The 15,562-nt window shown below is 45.2% G+C and carries 11 protein-coding genes; 2 read left to right on the forward strand and 9 right to left on the reverse strand.

All coding sequences use genetic code 11. The features are described 5' to 3' along the window. Positions 1-607: 607 nt before the first annotated feature. From cysQ to ACVBDY_RS01130, 6 genes are all read right to left on the reverse strand, one after another. Complete coding sequence (cysQ, locus tag ACVBDY_RS01105) at positions 608-1,402, reverse strand: 3'(2'),5'-bisphosphate nucleotidase CysQ (protein ID WP_447173631.1); 795 nt, start codon at positions 1,400-1,402, stop codon at positions 608-610. A 15-nt stretch (positions 1,403-1,417) separates the two neighbouring features. Next, positions 1,418-2,674, reverse strand: a complete 1,257-nt coding sequence (cysN, locus tag ACVBDY_RS01110) for a sulfate adenylyltransferase subunit CysN (protein ID WP_447173632.1) — start codon at positions 2,672-2,674, stop codon at positions 1,418-1,420. A gap of 26 nt (positions 2,675-2,700) precedes the next feature. Then, positions 2,701-3,606 (reverse strand): sulfate adenylyltransferase subunit CysD, encoded by a 906-nt coding sequence (gene cysD / locus ACVBDY_RS01115; RefSeq protein WP_447173633.1) that lies wholly within the window; start codon positions 3,604-3,606, stop codon positions 2,701-2,703. A gap of 9 nt (positions 3,607-3,615) precedes the next feature. Next, positions 3,616-4,209, reverse strand: coding sequence for an adenylyl-sulfate kinase (gene cysC / locus ACVBDY_RS01120; RefSeq protein ID WP_447173634.1), 594 nt, complete (start codon positions 4,207-4,209; stop codon positions 3,616-3,618). Further along, entirely contained in the window at positions 4,191-4,622 is a 432-nt protein-coding gene (locus ACVBDY_RS01125) for a DUF2061 domain-containing protein (protein WP_447173635.1), read from the reverse strand. Before ACVBDY_RS01125 ends, cysC begins: the two co-directional genes overlap by 19 nt. 629 nt (positions 4,623-5,251) lie before the next feature. After that, the gene (locus ACVBDY_RS01130) at positions 5,252-6,304 is read right to left on the reverse strand and encodes a LacI family DNA-binding transcriptional regulator (protein WP_447173636.1); all 1,053 of its coding nucleotides are present in this window, start codon (positions 6,302-6,304) and stop codon (positions 5,252-5,254) included. A gap of 200 nt (positions 6,305-6,504) precedes the next feature. On the opposite strand from ACVBDY_RS01130, the gene ACVBDY_RS01135 reads away from it, so the two are divergent. Both ACVBDY_RS01135 and ACVBDY_RS01140 read left to right on the forward strand, forming a co-directional pair. Beyond that, a complete protein-coding gene (locus tag ACVBDY_RS01135; protein WP_447173637.1) occupies positions 6,505-7,626 on the forward strand; it encodes a mevalonate kinase family protein in 1,122 nt (373 codons plus the stop codon). A 417-nt stretch (positions 7,627-8,043) separates the two neighbouring features. Next, on the forward strand, positions 8,044-8,916 hold the full coding sequence (locus ACVBDY_RS01140) for a sugar phosphate nucleotidyltransferase (RefSeq protein WP_447173638.1): 873 nt from the start codon (positions 8,044-8,046) through the stop codon (positions 8,914-8,916). Between the two features lie 608 nt (positions 8,917-9,524). Here ACVBDY_RS01140 and ACVBDY_RS01145 read toward each other — a convergent pair. Genes ACVBDY_RS01145 through ACVBDY_RS01155 form a run of 3 tightly spaced genes read right to left on the reverse strand, consistent with a single transcriptional unit; the run spans position 9,525 to position 15,495 of the window. Beyond that, positions 9,525-10,844, reverse strand: a complete 1,320-nt coding sequence (locus ACVBDY_RS01145; protein WP_447173639.1) for a DUF3472 domain-containing protein — start codon at positions 10,842-10,844, stop codon at positions 9,525-9,527. Positions 10,845-10,862: 18 nt separating this feature from the next. After that, positions 10,863-12,509 (reverse strand): RagB/SusD family nutrient uptake outer membrane protein, encoded by a 1,647-nt coding sequence (locus ACVBDY_RS01150; RefSeq protein WP_447173640.1) that lies wholly within the window; start codon positions 12,507-12,509, stop codon positions 10,863-10,865. Between the two features lie 22 nt (positions 12,510-12,531). After that, on the reverse strand, positions 12,532-15,495 hold the full coding sequence (locus tag ACVBDY_RS01155; protein WP_447173641.1) for a SusC/RagA family TonB-linked outer membrane protein: 2,964 nt from the start codon (positions 15,493-15,495) through the stop codon (positions 12,532-12,534). Positions 15,496-15,562 lie beyond the last annotated feature (67 nt).

The raw sequence follows: 15,562 nt of genomic DNA on the forward strand, positions 1-15,562 counted from the left end.
GCACTCAGCCACCTCTGTTCTGGCTATATATAGAGATTAGGTTATTGGGAATAAGCAAAAAAACTATAATTCGACAGGGGCAGCACGGCGGAGCCAGGGCACTCAGCCACCTCTGTTCTGGCTATATATAGAGATTAGGTTATTGGGAATAAGCAAAAAAACTATAATTCGACAGGGGCGGCACGGCGGAGCCGGGGCACTCAGCCACCTCTGTTCTGGCTATATATGGAGATATAGGTTATTAAGGAAAAGCAAAAGGTTCCTCTGTTTCGACTGTCCCGAATATCGGGATCAGCACATCGCCTTCATCTGAATCCTGTCCACCGAAGGAGGAGGGAGGAGCCTTCTTGTATACCTTTTATAACATTATTCTGCCTAAATAACCGAGTAACTCAATAACCCATTAACTCAATCCACTTATTAACTGTTCATCCGAAGCATCACTTTCCAAGGACTAAAGCAATCTCCAATTGAGGGATCCGTGTACCCGTGGCTAAAATTTACAACATAACAAACATTCCATAAAAGAAAGCCGTTTTCCATAGAAAACAGCTTTTGGTATATGACAAAATTAAATTTTGTCATATACTAAAGACTATACATTTATTTACTGTACAAGAAACCAGTTATTCAGCAGGTTTTCCCTGTTGTATTTCATTGTTTCTTTTGTGGTGTAATCTATAACCTTAAAACCGGCATGTTCGCAGATGGCCTGTCCGGCTGCGGTGTCCCACTCCATCGTAGGGGCAAAACGCGGGTAACAATCGGCTTCTCCTTCGGCCACCATACAAAGTTTGAGGGAACTACCTTTGGAAATGGTTTCTACCTCGCCGTATTTTTCTTTTAACGAATCGATAAAACCTTTGGTTTCCGCGGACAGGTGAGACCTGCTGGCCACCACGGTATATATCCTGCCATTGTGCTCTACAGGCAGTTTAGCAGAAACTGACTTCCAGCCTTCCAGGGTATCATAGCCTTCAATATCCGTACACTTGTAGGCCCCGATCTCCACTGTAGAAAAGTAGAGTTCGTTTAAAGCCGGTACATAAATCACCCCGAGTACGGGTGATTGTTCTCTTACCAGGGCAATGTTTACCGTAAACTCCCCGTTCTTTTTAATAAATTCTTTTGTCCCGTCTATCGGGTCCACGATCCAAAGAGATTCCCAGCGTTTTCTCTCTTCATACGGGAGCTCCTTTCCTTCTTCTGAAAGTACCGGGATCCCGGTTTCCCGAAGAAAACGCATGATTTCGTTATGCGAAGCAATATCCGCCTTAGTTAACGGGGAATCATCAGATTTATAATCTATTCCGAAATCTCCGGTCTCATATATCTGCATTATTTTTTCTCCTGCACTGAGGCTGGCCTTAACGGCAACTTCCAAAAGCTTGTTGAGTTCCATATATCAAAAAAATATTTACAGGATCATTCCTGCTGCTACAGTTTCATTGGTATCTTCATCGATAAGGATCAAGCTTCCGGTAGTACGGTTATCTCTGTAGGAATCAAACAGTAATGGTTTGGTAGTACGAAGTTTTACTTTGCAAATATCATTCATTTTCAGCTCATCTCCGTTCGGACTGCGGTCCAGCGTATTGATATCTATCTTATACAGAATCTCTTTAATCATCGCTTTCTGATCATTGGTGGTATGCCTCACCGAGTACTTTGCCCTGGGCTTAGCCGGACTATTGTTCAGCCAGCAGAGCATCACTTCAACATCCTGGGAAGACTCGGGTTTGTTATTGGAACGTACGATCATATCTCCCCTGCTGATATCGATATCATCTTCCAGCGTCACGGAAACGGACATTGGTGCGTAAGCTTCTTCCAAAGAACCGTTAAGGGTATCTAAGCTTTTGACTTTTGAAGTAAAGCCCGATGGTAAAACGGTTACTTCATCTCCCGGACGAAGTACGCCGCTAGCCATCCTGCCGGCATAACCACGATAATCTCTATATTCTTCATTTTGGGGACGCAATACGGTTTGCACCGGGAAACGGGCATCTACCTTATTAATGTCACTGCTTATGTGCATGGTTTCCAAAGTATGTAACAGTGTCGCTCCTTCATACCAGGCCATATTCTCCGAACGGTTTACCACATTATCCCCGAGCAAGGCACTGATAGGCCGGAAACGAATGTCTTTTACCAGCAGCTTGGAAGAGAATTCCTCGAACTGGCTTACGATATCGTTAAACACTTCTTCCGAATAGTCTACCAGGTCCATTTTATTCACACATACTATGATATGCGGTATCTGGAGAAGAGATGCGATAAATGCATGTCGTTTGGTCTGCTCGATCACCCCGTGACGTGCATCCACCAGGATAATGGCCGCATTGGCCGTAGAGGCCCCGGTAACCATATTCCGGGTATACTGAATGTGCCCGGGCGTATCGGCAATGATAAATTTTCTTTTCGGGGTGGTGAAATAGCGGTACGCTACATCTATAGTGATCCCCTGTTCTCTCTCGTCCCGAAGGCCGTCGGTGAACAAAGCGAGGTCCACGCCTATATGTCCTTTTTTCTTACTGGTCGCTTCCACGGCTTCCAGCTGGTCTTCGAATATGGATTTGGAATCGTATAACAAACGGCCTATGAGCGTACTTTTTCCGTCATCCACACTACCGGCCGTAGTAAATCGCAATAATTGACTATTATCTAGTTGCATATTTTCTTTCTTTAATCCTTAGTATGTTAGAAATATCCCTGGCGTTTCCTGTCTTCCATCGCAGTTTCCGAACGCTTGTCATCGGAACGGTTACCGCGCTCTGTCTGCCTCATAGCCGAAACTTCTTCGGCAATTTTTTCTACGGTATCCGCTTCGGATTCTATACCCCCTGTAATGGTGATATCTCCCAGTGTACGGAAACGTATTTTTTTCATCATTACTTCTTCGTGTTCTTCCAGTTTCAGGAACTCGGAATTAGGTATCCAGGAATTATTGCGCCATACAACTTCCCTTTCATGTGCAAAATACAGGGAAGGGATCCGGATATTCTCTCTATTTATGTAGTTCCACACGTCCATTTCCGTCCAGTTGCTTATGGGGAATGCCCGGAAGTGTTCTCCTTCGAAATGTTTACCGTTGAATATATTCCACAACTCCGGACGCTGGTTTTTAGGGTCCCACTGTCCGAAATCGTCCCGGTGCGAAAAGAAACGTTCTTTGGCCCTGGCTTTTTCTTCGTCCCGGCGCCCTCCTCCTATAGCACAGTCTACCTTGTTTCCTTCTATAGCGTCCAGCAAAGTAGTGATCTGAAGGGCATTCCGCGTAGCATTCTTTCCTCTTTCTTCCGCTACACGTCCGTTATCTATGGATTCCTGTACCGAACCTACGATGAGCCTTGCCCCGAGTTCGTTTATGAGATCATCACGGAATTGAATAGTTTCCGGGAAATTGTGCCCGGTATCCACATGCATCAGGGCAAAAGGTATTTTAGCCGGAAAAAACGCTTTACGGGCCAAATGGGTCACCACAATAGAATCCTTTCCTCCGGAAAAAAGAATTACGGGGTTTTGAAACTGTGCCCATACTTCCCGCAACACGTATATAGCCTCCGACTCGAGCTCATCCAGGTAATTCAAATAATACTTACTCATGATCTATACTTAGCTTTCTAATTTAATTTTAATTGCATTCAATACTTTTTCCACAGCTTCGGGAATCGACTCTAATTCTGTACGGATCTCCACATCCGGATTTTCCGGTGCTTCGTAAGGGGCTGAAACTCCGGTCATATTACCTATTTCACCTTCCCTCGCCTTTTTATATAACCCCTTGACATCCCGGCGCTCACATTCCTCCAGGCTCGTGCTCACGTAAATCTCTACAAAATTACTGGGTTTTACGGTGTTTGCAATAAATTCTCTATCTTTTTTATAGGGAGATACGAAAGCAGCCAGTACCACAAGCCCTGCATCTACCATTAAATTGGCTATTTCGGCAATCCTCCTGATATTTTCCGAGCGGTCTTCCGGGCTAAAAGAAAGGTCACTGTTAATTCCCCGCCTTATATTATCTCCATCAAGGACATAGGTCTTTACCCCCCCGTCATGAAGCCTTTGCTCCACGGCATTGGCTATGGTAGATTTGCCGGAACCTGACAGCCCTGTAAACCATATCAGAAAGGAATTGTGCCCGTTACTCGTGTTTCTCTCCTTTTTTGAAACCTTATAATGATGTTTTACAACATTTTTTTCCATCTTTTTAACCGTCTCCTTTTATTTAAACCATAATCTATTTTGTACCAGGCCCGTTCGTGAAAATAGTATAACAGCATTTTGGTAACTACTTCCGCCAGTCCGATTTGCATCCCCGTTGTAGGGTTACCGGTAATGATCCATGCCAAAATCATGGTATCTATAGTGCCTACAACCCGCCAACTCACCGTTTTTAACAAGTGCCGTTTCCTGCTGTCCGGCATGTTTACCTTAAACCAAACTCTTTCGTGAAAATAATAAAGGACCATTTTGGTAACCACTTCCGTAAGTCCTATTTTAAGACCTGCCATGGGATTCCCGGAAATAATCCAGGAAAGCAACATAGTATCTATTGTACCGATAACCCGCCATGTAATTGCTTTTACTATGTGCCTTTTCTGCGAACTATTCCCCATAAATCTTCTCTCCGGTAATTAACTTATTCTCTATTCAATTTTTACGGTTTATTCTCGGAAAACCCGTTTTCTGATCACCATGGTATACCTTCTGCCTGCTACGCTTATACCCGTTACTCCTTAATTCAACAGGAATACCCTATAAAGTTTATAATCAAAATCTTATGAAACCTTCCAAAAATAGCATTCTCTAATTACAAAAACAATTAAAAATGTCCAGTTCCTACAACGGTATTTGTAAGAGTAAATTATACTACGAGAAAATATTTAGTGAAAAAAGGCTTTTAACATCTCTTAGTATTATTTAATACTCTCATTATGCGATGCGATAGTACTAAAAAAACACGTATTAACCTACCTGGTATGTAAGATTTAATGAATAATTATTGTTTTACTAAAAAACAACGTTATAATTTACCTGCTTTTTAATCCTACCCCTATACAGAGATCATTTAAAAGAAAACAAACAACAGGAAGTTAAAAAGTGATGTAACCTGCTGTGCATCCCGAGTTAAAAGATCCGTTCAAAGGATAAAATCCTAGTCCTGCCACCTATATCGGGAGCGGTCAAAAAAAGAAAAAATACCTTAAAATGCACAACGGATTCATGTAATTTTATCCAGACCTCCCTACTCCAGGTAATGCATAAAATTTTCGGAGGTTACAATATCTATAGGTAAGAGTTTATTATCCGGTATTTTCTTGTCAAAGGCAAAATATTCGGCCAGGTAACTGACCCCGAGGTAGGCCTGTTGTTTCGGGTTTTGATGTATTAAAAAATCAATACTGCCGAAACTGAGGCATTCGATATTCTTATCTATAAGGTCATAGCCCACAACAGGTATGGGTGGCTGCTGTATTTGCAGAAGTGCTTCGGCTAGAAGGTATGCCTTGGAAGTGGTGACGAATATCCCTGCTATTTCCGGGTTGTTTTTCAGAAAATCCTTAATGGACTTCTGTACGTTCTTTATGTCTTTATGCGGTACTTTGTGCGTAACTATTTCATGCCCCTGCCTAAGACCTTCGAAATAATCGCGGAACCCTTTTTCCTTTTCCTGCATGTGGATGGCATTTTTATAGGCTTCATCCATATGCATCACGGCCGCCTGTTTTTTACCTGCCAGCAATGTGTGCATCAGTTTTCCGGCCACCCTTCCGCTCTGGTGCAGGTCCTGACCTATAAAACTCCTGGCATCATCAGCACTGAGGTAACTGTTGAACGTAGCCAGGGCAATACTGTTTTTTTTACAGCTCGCTACAAAAGTGAGTGCCTCCTTATAGAACAGGGGAACAAATACCACGCCGTCGGGCTTGTTTTTCAACACTTCTTTACTTTTGGATACAAAACTCTTTGTGCCGGAGGGATCGAATAGAAAGGTTTCGATCATTACCCCAAAAGCCTGGAATTCGACAGCCGCCGTATTTATTCCCTCAACACAAGGAGCCCAATAAGCGTCCTTTTCCGGGTCCGGTATCAATACCAAAAGCCTGTACGTCTTGTTCTTTTTAAGGTTCCTGGCGATGAGATTAGGCTGATAATCAATATCTTTCAGTATCTTGGTGATCTTTTCATGAGCCTTTTTGGATACCTTGCCTCTCTTGTGGATAACCCTATCCACAGTACCTTTAGAAACCCCGGCCATAAAGGCTATATCCGCGATGGTGTACTTTTTCCTAAGCATTGCTTTTATTTAACATTCAAATATATAAAAATAATTAATTCTTTTTATACATTTGTGTTCGAACACACAATTTGTATATTTGTAATTCCCTAAAAAGGGATTTTATATTTTAGCCATATCGGGGCGTATTAGAGTATGTTTAAACATGCTCTAAACAGGCACAGACAGCGCTTTAGTTCCGATGAGATAACGTGAATTACATGACCTATTTAAAAAAAACAGAAGAAATACTTTCTATAGCCCCCGGCCGGGTGTGTCTTTTCGGAGACCACCAGGACTATCTCGGACTTCCTGTAATTGCTTGTGCTATCAACCGATTTGTAACGCTTAAAGCTAAGGAGAACGATAAAAAACAATTCAACCTGCTGTTGCCGGACCTCAACGACCAAAGGAGTATGGCCCTGGATGTTTCTGCGGATGAACTTACTTACCGGGATTACCTGGTATCTTCCCTCAAAGTGTTGCACCGCTACGGTTGCTGGCCGGATACGGGGTATGACATAGAGATCAAAGGTGAAGTACCGATGAACGCAGGGATATCCAGTTCGACCGCTGTGGTGGTTGCCTGGGTGAATTTCCTGGCCACTACGTTTGGCACCACACAGGAGATAACCCCTGCCCTGCTTTCGCAGATCGCCTATGAAGCGGAAGTACTGGAGCATGGCGAACCCGGGGGGAAGATGGACCAGTACAGCATAGGTGTCGGAAATATTGTTTATATAGACACCGGAAACGATTTTTCCTGCCAGGTCATAGGCGACTCCCTGGACGGGCTGATTGTAGCGGAATCCGGTATACCCAAAGAAACCATAGGAACACTGAGCAGGCTGAAGAATAAGGCTCTGGAGGCTGTAGCCCATATAAAGAACAGGCGCGAAAATTTTGTGCTGGAGGACACCGTTCCGGAAGACATCCCACAATACCTGGACATGCTTCCTGAGGAGCTCCACCCCTTCTTTGAAGCGGCCGTGAGAAACCACTCCTGTACCCGGCAGGCCCTGGAAATCCTGAAGGGAGAAGATCCTGATATGAAACACCTGGGAAGCCTGATGAACGAGCACCACAATATTTTACGCGACCTGCTGCACATTACCGTACCGCGGATAGATGCGATGGTGGAAGCAGCGCTACAGGCCGGCGCTTACGGGGCCAAAATAGTAGGCTCGGGGGGCGGGGGCAGTATTGTGGTCATTGCCCCGGAAAACCAGCAGGAAGTTATCCGGGCGCTCAGAGATGCCGGGGCAAGAGACGCTTATGAAGTAGTCGTAGACCAGGGGGCGAGGATAGTGAACCCCGTTGTAAAAACGAATAACAAATCGTGACCGGGAAGGGACGGTAAGTGTGGTTATTGGGTTATTCAGTTAATGGGTTAATAGGTTATTTAGTCAACACCCATAAACTCCGTATCCGTAGACCGGGAAGCGAAAACAGGGAACCACGTGATATAACAAATGACAAATTGTAACTGAAAATTGGGAAGAGATAATGGAATTGATAGATTTATTGGTTTATTTTTAGTACATGACAAAAATCGGTTTTGCACAATTTGATCGGAAAATCAGTTTAACCCCTCCCGATCCCGATAATTATCGGGACTTTCGGGAGAGGGATTATCAAAATTCAATTTTTGTCATGTACTAAGAAGTTATTTAGTCAACACCCAATTAACTTATTAACTCAATAACCTATTAACCCATTAACTTAACAACCAAACCTAACAATAAAACACAACCAGAGACATGCACGACAACCTGATTATTTTAGCGGGAGGAGCTTCTTCCCGAATGAAAAAACCGACACAGTCCGCATCACTTACGGAAGAAGAGATCAACCAGGCCAACGAACGGAGCAAGGGACTCATAGGAGTAGGTCCCAACGGAAGACCGCTGCTGGATTATGTTCTCTACAATGCCCGGAAAGCCGGGTACAAAAATATTTATATCGTAATCAGTGAAAAAGGCGGGTTGTTCAAGGAATTTTATGGCAGTAACACCAAAGACAATGATTTTCACGGTCTGAATATCTCTTTTGCGGTACAATATATCCCCGAAGGAAGGGAGAAACCCCTCGGGACGGCAGATGCCCTTTTCCAGGCAGTAGAACAATACCCGGAACTGAACAAGCAGGCCTATTCCGTATGCAACAGCGACAACCTCTATTCCGCCGACGCCCTGCTCGAACTGCGCAAAGCCGATGCCCCTAATGCCTTTATCGCTTATGACCGCGACGCCCTGGAATTCCCCCACGAAAGGGTATCCCGTTTTGCCGTTGTCCATATGGACAATGACAACGCGTTGCTCAATATTGTGGAAAAACCGGCTGTAGACGACATTCCGAAATACGCGGATGAAAACGGTAAGATACGGGTAAGTATGAATGCCTTTAAATTTGACGGAAACGCATTTTACCCTTACCTGGAAAACTGCCCGATCCACCCGGAAAGGAACGAAAAGGAGCTTCCTACCGCATTGCTGAACATGGTTGACGATTTTCCCGGATCTGCAATTGGCATTCCCTTTGCGGAACATGTTCCGGACCTGACGGCCAAGGACGATATTGTGGATGTAAAGATATACCTGGAAAAACATTTTTCCGAACTGGACTGGGCGTAATCAGGATACAAAAACCGGAATTATAAGGGATAGCAGGAATGTTATCCCCTTTTTTAATATGTGACAGCATCGGAATTAGTTTATTTGTAAAGAGTAATGTCATTTAGTTAAAATAGATTTATTCACATCTCATCGCCTTATTAGGGCTCCCCTTTTCATCCCGGTGATCCCGATAATTATCGGGATCGGGAGAAGAGGAGCGGACTGCTTTGCGGGACGGGGAGTTTTGACAGGCGCAAACCTTCACGTGTTTGCCTGAATGTTTAGGTTATCCCTATGGTTTGGGCTTTCAAAACCCTCCCCCCTTCGCTGCGCTCGGGTACCTCTACTTCGACTTGGCTCAGCACGGCGCCTTCATCTGAAGGGAGGAGCCTTTGCTTTGTTCTTTTAATAAATTTAGAATACATATTTTTTACAGGCTACTATAACGCTAACTAAATAGCATTGCCCCGTTTCGGGGCAATAAAAAACATCCGTGTATCCGTGGCTAATAAAAAACCTTTTCTCTCCATTGAAAAAAAAGCCGCCCTGCATTTACAGGACGGCCTTTTGCCAAATCAAAATAACTAAAAACAAAAACTAAAGTGCTATTATCTTCCCTGGCTGTTTTATTCCAGTCCGGACAGGTCTACGGAAGGGGGGACTCCCGTAGCTTCCCTGGTGTGATAGCTGTCTATTGGTGTGTTTTCTCTGAAAAAACCACAATTTTTCATAAAAAAGCCTGTTCCTTCCACGCCCCCGGCATAATCCATACGGGCTTCTTTCCGGGCTGTGGCATCCGCGGTGAATTTAGCTTTAGTGAGTTCGTGCCATTCCCCGGCGGTGTCCCTTACCCATTGATTGGTGTAAAGGCCCTTACGGCTTTTAAAGCCGGTTTCGGTCCGGAAATTTTCCAGGAAAGAATGCGGCCTGGTCAGGTAGGTATTGGTATGCGGCCTTCTGAAGCTGGCAATAAGTTGCCAGTCGCCGGTCTCGGGAGCATAGAACCAGGCGCTAAAATCGGTGGAATTGTTTTCTGACGGTTCTCCTTTCAGCAAAAACCCGTATGTTGTTCCGGCTTCCCACATAAACTTCTTATAGCTCTGTCCGCCCGAACCTTCGTTCCCGAATTCACCTGCATGTACATCTTCTCCTTTATCCAGCAATATGATCTTATAATCATCCGGAATACTGGAGGGGTCGTCGGTTTCGTAGGGACTCCACACGGAAAACAATATCCTGCGTTCCGACTCCGAGTTTACCTGGATACCGAAATACCCCTGGCCGAACCCGTTAGCCATAAAGTAAGAGCCCAGAACATCTTCTCCTTCCGGTACGGTGATCTCGTTGTAAAACCAAAGGATATCCTCCGTAGTGGGAACTTCATAACCCAGGTGTACCGAAGGGCCTCTCCTGCCCCAGTAAAAATCGTCCTTTACATAATACACCTCTTCTTCGGTGGCGCTTCCGCCCAGGAGTACTTCATTGACATCGGCTATGTAAGCAGACGATTTTTCCTTGCCCTGCAACTCCACATAGTAATACCCGGGAGCTTCTACTTCGAATACACCCACGGGGACATCCTCATAATCGGTATTCTCCAGGGTTATTTCCCTGGTTTCTTCTCCCAGGGTAACTTTCACTACCGATACCCCGGTCGGAGCCTTGGCATTCAGACCTACATGGACTTCTCCCGCCCTGCTTACTTTAAACCAGGTACGTATAACATGGTCCGTATTGGTCCAGTTGTGTATGCCGGAATCAAATATGATGTCTCCGTTGGCTTCCGGGTTGTTCACCACCCAGCTGTTCCCCCCGGGGGGAACACGGATGGAAAATTCCAGTTCGGGATCCTGGTCCGGATCTCCCGGTATAATGCTTCCGTTTACACAGGAAACAAGGAGTCCTGTTGTTAGCAACACATAAAATTTTTTCATAAAATGCTTCATAACTTAAGTGGTTTTTGGTTAATCGTTCTGTATCAATGACGGTTGTGCATTGATCTGGTTTTCGGGGATATATTCTATAACACGGTTATCCGTGGGTTGCACTTCGTAATAGGGATTGTTACCGTTAAGGTGGGTTCCCGGATAACGCCTGTCCAGTACCCGGTTGTTACGAAAAACATCAAATTTACGGTGCCCTTCAAAGGCAAACTCCAGCCGGCGTTCGTCCAGTACTACATCCAGGACATCCTGACCTGCGGGGAGATCCGAAGCATTTTCATAGACTGGTATTCCGGCCCTTTCCCTGAGGATATCCACATTAGCGATGGCTTCACCTCCGTTACCCATTTTGGCATAGGCCTCCGCTTTGTTCAGGTACATTTCGGCCAGGCGGGATACTACGGGCGACCACAACTGGGGGATATTTTCCTGCATGGATGCTTTGAGAATGTAAAACTTGGGATAACCGTTTCGTTTTTCCATATCATAATCCTTGACAACATATACTTTGTTACCGCCATTCATAAAATAGTACCGGGAATTGGTTCCGTCGACTTCCTCCTGTACTTCCACATCGGTTTCCCCTTCTTTAAAATAGGTTTTTCCGTTCTGCTCAAAAGTCTGCCGGAACTGGTATTTATAATCCGAATCTGTCCAGTAAACCGCAGGTATAGGATTGCCGTCTTCATCCTCCAGGTACTGGGGCTCTATAAATTCTTTTCTGACATCTTCGGGATGCCGGTTAATAAGGTCCAGGTATGAAGCGGAAGCGTACATTTCGCCCCAGCCGACATTTTGTATGCTGGCATACAACGATCCTACCGTGTACCATCCGTTACTGTAATCGGATTCTTTATGGTATCGCAAACAGAAAATGGTCTCCGTATTCTCTTCGGGTACTTTAGCAAAATACCTTCCCGTTTCCGATTGTGGAAGAAGTTGGAAACGCCCGGAATTGATTACCTTATCGGCATATTCTATGGCTTTTTCATTTTCTTCCATGTAGAGATATACCCTGGACAGTAATGCCTGCGCCGCCTCTTTAGTGGCGTATGCATTGGTCTTTTCTATATTCATCAGGGATTCGGCCTTCAGCAGATCGGAAACTACCTGTTCGTATACTTCTCCTACCGTGCTCCTGTCCGGAAGGTCGTTGACATCGGCCGTTAGTTTAAGCGGTACCCCGGGATTGGATGTTCCCTGGGAATAGGGCCTTCCGTAAATGTTTACCATTTCGAAAAAAACATAGGCCCGGAGGAAGTAATTCTCCCCGATAAGCTGATCCGACTCGGGGGACTCGCCTTCTTCTATAAGCGATATTACCTTATTGCAGCCAACCACGGCTCTGAAGCCGGAAGACCACAGGTCGTTGGAGCGGTAACTGTTTATTATATTCCGATAGTTGTAAGCATAGAACAAGGGATCGGTAGTGGTTCCGCTCAGGGAAATATTATCCCCGGGATACTCGCTGTAGCGGTGCAATTGCGGGGCAAAGCCGTATCCGTCCGCATCTCCCTTCAATATGGAATAGTTACCCAAAGTTACCGCCTCTATGGCGCCTTCGTTCTCAAAAAGTTCTTCTTCCCGGATATCCTCGTGAGGAAACCGGTCTACATTACAAGCGACTAAAGTGACCGCTGTAAAGATGGTATATATAATGCGTTTCATTGGTCTTTTATCTTTAGTTGAGTTAAAATGAAAGGTTAATTCCCAATGTCAATCGTTGGGATACCGGGTATAACATACTGTAGTAACCTACACCTTGTATCGGGTTATCAGAATCTACTCCTACTTCCGGGTCCATACCGGAAAAATCGGTAAATGTCAGCAGGTTGTCCCCGGACAGGTACAACTCGGCATTGGTAATGCCTACGGAGCTCAACCAGGTTTCCGGGATGGTATAGCCCAGCCTTATATTTCGCAACCGCAGGTAACTGCCATCTTCCAGGTACCTGGACGAGATCTTGTTGGACAGGTTATTACCCCCGTATATCAATCTCGGGTGTGTGGCATTATCCCCCGGTTCTTCCCACCTGTTCCAGCCATCGGCCAGGGCCTGCTGGTTATAGGTAGGGTATGCCCCGTCCGCATCGTACAATTCCCGGCTGGAGTTATATATTTTCCCTCCTTTGCTGAACACAAAATTGGCGGATAGGGAAATTCCTTTATAGCCAAGCCTGGTGTTGAACCCGCCGTAAAAATCAGGCGAAGCTGTTCCTACTTTCTGCCTGGTCGCGGTGTTGTAATCGGAAGTCTGTGATTTTTCGCCGGTCTGCGGGTCCACCACTTCCCATAGGGGATCGCCGGTTTGGGTATCGACCCCGAGCCACTTGCGCATATACCAGGTATTGACATCTTCTCCTTTACGGAAAATCTTGGTATCGTTATTTATAATATCCTGGTTTTCGAACAATTCCGTAATTTCATTTTTGTTGGTCCCGATATTAAAGCCAAGGCTCCAGGAAAATGTATCGGTCGTAAAAGCATCAAAAGAGGCCGAAGCTTCATACCCGATGTTTTTAACGCCTCCTATATTTTCCCAATAGCCGTCATACCCCGAAGATGCGGGAAGGTTTACGAAGTAGAGCAGATCGGAAGTATTCTTGTTGTAGTATTCCAGGGAAAGGTTCAGTTTATTGAAGAACCTGGTATCTATACCGATGTTGGTCTGGTAGGATTTTTCCCAGGCAAGGTCGTCATTACGCAATTGCTTAAGGGCTGCGGCGGGCCTTCCGTCATAGGGATTATCCACGGAATAAAGCTCGAACTGCGGATACAGGTTATCCGGCCGGTTTCCCAGTGCCCCGTAACTTGCTCTTAACTTTAACTGGTCGACTGTTTTCGAGTTGAAAAAATCCTCGTTGTGGATGTTCCAGCCTGCGCTAAAAGAGTAGAATGTTCCGTATTGATTATCCAGCCCGAAGTTGGATGCCCCATCCCTGCGAAGGGATACCTGGGCAAGATAGCGGTCTGCGTAGCCGTAATTGGCGTTAAATAAAATGGATTGTAAAGCATATTCCTTTTTAGAAGATTTTCTATCGGAGTCATAAGGATTAATGGGAGTAACGGTATTATCCAACACTTCATTACCCGAAATTAGTCCCTGACCTACAGCTGCTATACTTTCATATACATAATCATTGTATTCGTAGGCCACGAGCGCATTAATATTGTGATCGCCGAATGTGTTGGAATACCGCAGCATCTGGTTGGTGAACCTGGTAATTCTTTTGGAATCGAACTGGTACAGCTCTCCATTAACAGCCTGCCCGGAGGTGGATTGCGGATCGGTATAGGATTTACTGTCATTCCTGTAAAGCGTATAACTGTTGGTAGATATAAACTTCAGGTTGGGCAGTATTTCAAATTCGATATCAAAATTGGAATATAGGTTAAATTCGGTTCCTTTACTGTAGTTCCACTGCAGGTCATAGAGGTAGTTACTCTGGTCCCTTCCGTACCAGGTCCCGGAAAAATCCCTCGGATTAATAAGGCTGCCATCGGCATTATAAGGAGAATCCCAGGGAAGGTTGAGATACATCTGGTACAGGGAATGCTGCCTGTTTTCGCGGGTATTGTAGTTTACGGCGAATTTGGGTTTCAGGGTGAGCCTGTCATTCACTTTATAATCGTGATTCAGACGAAAACTCAGCCGGTCGAACTCGTAATCCTTTACCGTACCGGTCTCGTCGTAAAACCCCAGTGAAATAAATGTTTTGGATTTCTCCGTTCCGGAAGTAAAGGTCAGCGTGTGGTCCTGTACCGTACCGGTTTTGGTGCTGTTGTCTATCCAGTTATAGTTATTTTGAAGGACATCTTCGGAAAACCAGTCGGGTATGCTGCCGGGATTGGTAAATTTACCGAAATAATCGTATAACTGGTTCCCGTTCATCACTTCAAAATTTCCCTGGTTAAAAAAGGAAAAACCGGTTTTGGAGGAAAGGGTAAGCTGGCTTTTACCCGCTTTCCCCTGTTTGGTGGTTACAACTACCACCCCGTTGGCCCCCCTTGAACCATAAAGTGAGGTTGCAGAAGCGTCTTTCAGTACCGAAACGGACTCTATTTCGTTAGGGTTGAGGTTGGGGGTGCCGTGCATGATAACCCCGTCAACTACCCAAAGCGGGCTTACGTTCCCGTTGATAGCAGCTATGCCCCGGATACGAATTGCCGGAAGTGATCCCGGCTGTCCGGACCCCTGCATGACCTGTACACCGGAAGCTTTACCCTGTAACATGGTGGATACATCGGGCGAGGTAATGTCCGTCAGTTCTTCGGAACTTACACTTTGCACCGACGCCGTTACATCTGACTTCTTTTGTGTACCATAAGCCACTACAACGACCTCTTCCAGTTGGGAAACGTCTTCCTTCAGCTGCGCATTTATAATCGTCTGCCCGTTTATGGCAACAACCTGCGGAATCATCCCCAGGTAAGAGATTTCGAGGGCAGCGCCCCCGTCCGGTACGGTGATCGTGTATTCCCCGTCCATGTTCGTGGAAGTTCCGACGGAAGTTCCTTCAACAACAACACTGGCCCCCATAATAGGGACATCTGCATCGTCAGTTACTACTCCTTTTACCGTCTGCCCATTCTGTGCACGTACACACAAAAAGGCGGAAAAGAAGAAAGCTAAAATGATCCATACATTCTTCATAAAGTTTGAGTTTGAGTTAGTAGTTTAAAAAGTAAACAACTTTTAACCCGGCTGTTTCCCGGCTAAA

The organism is Sinomicrobium halophytocola, from assembly GCF_052983395.1.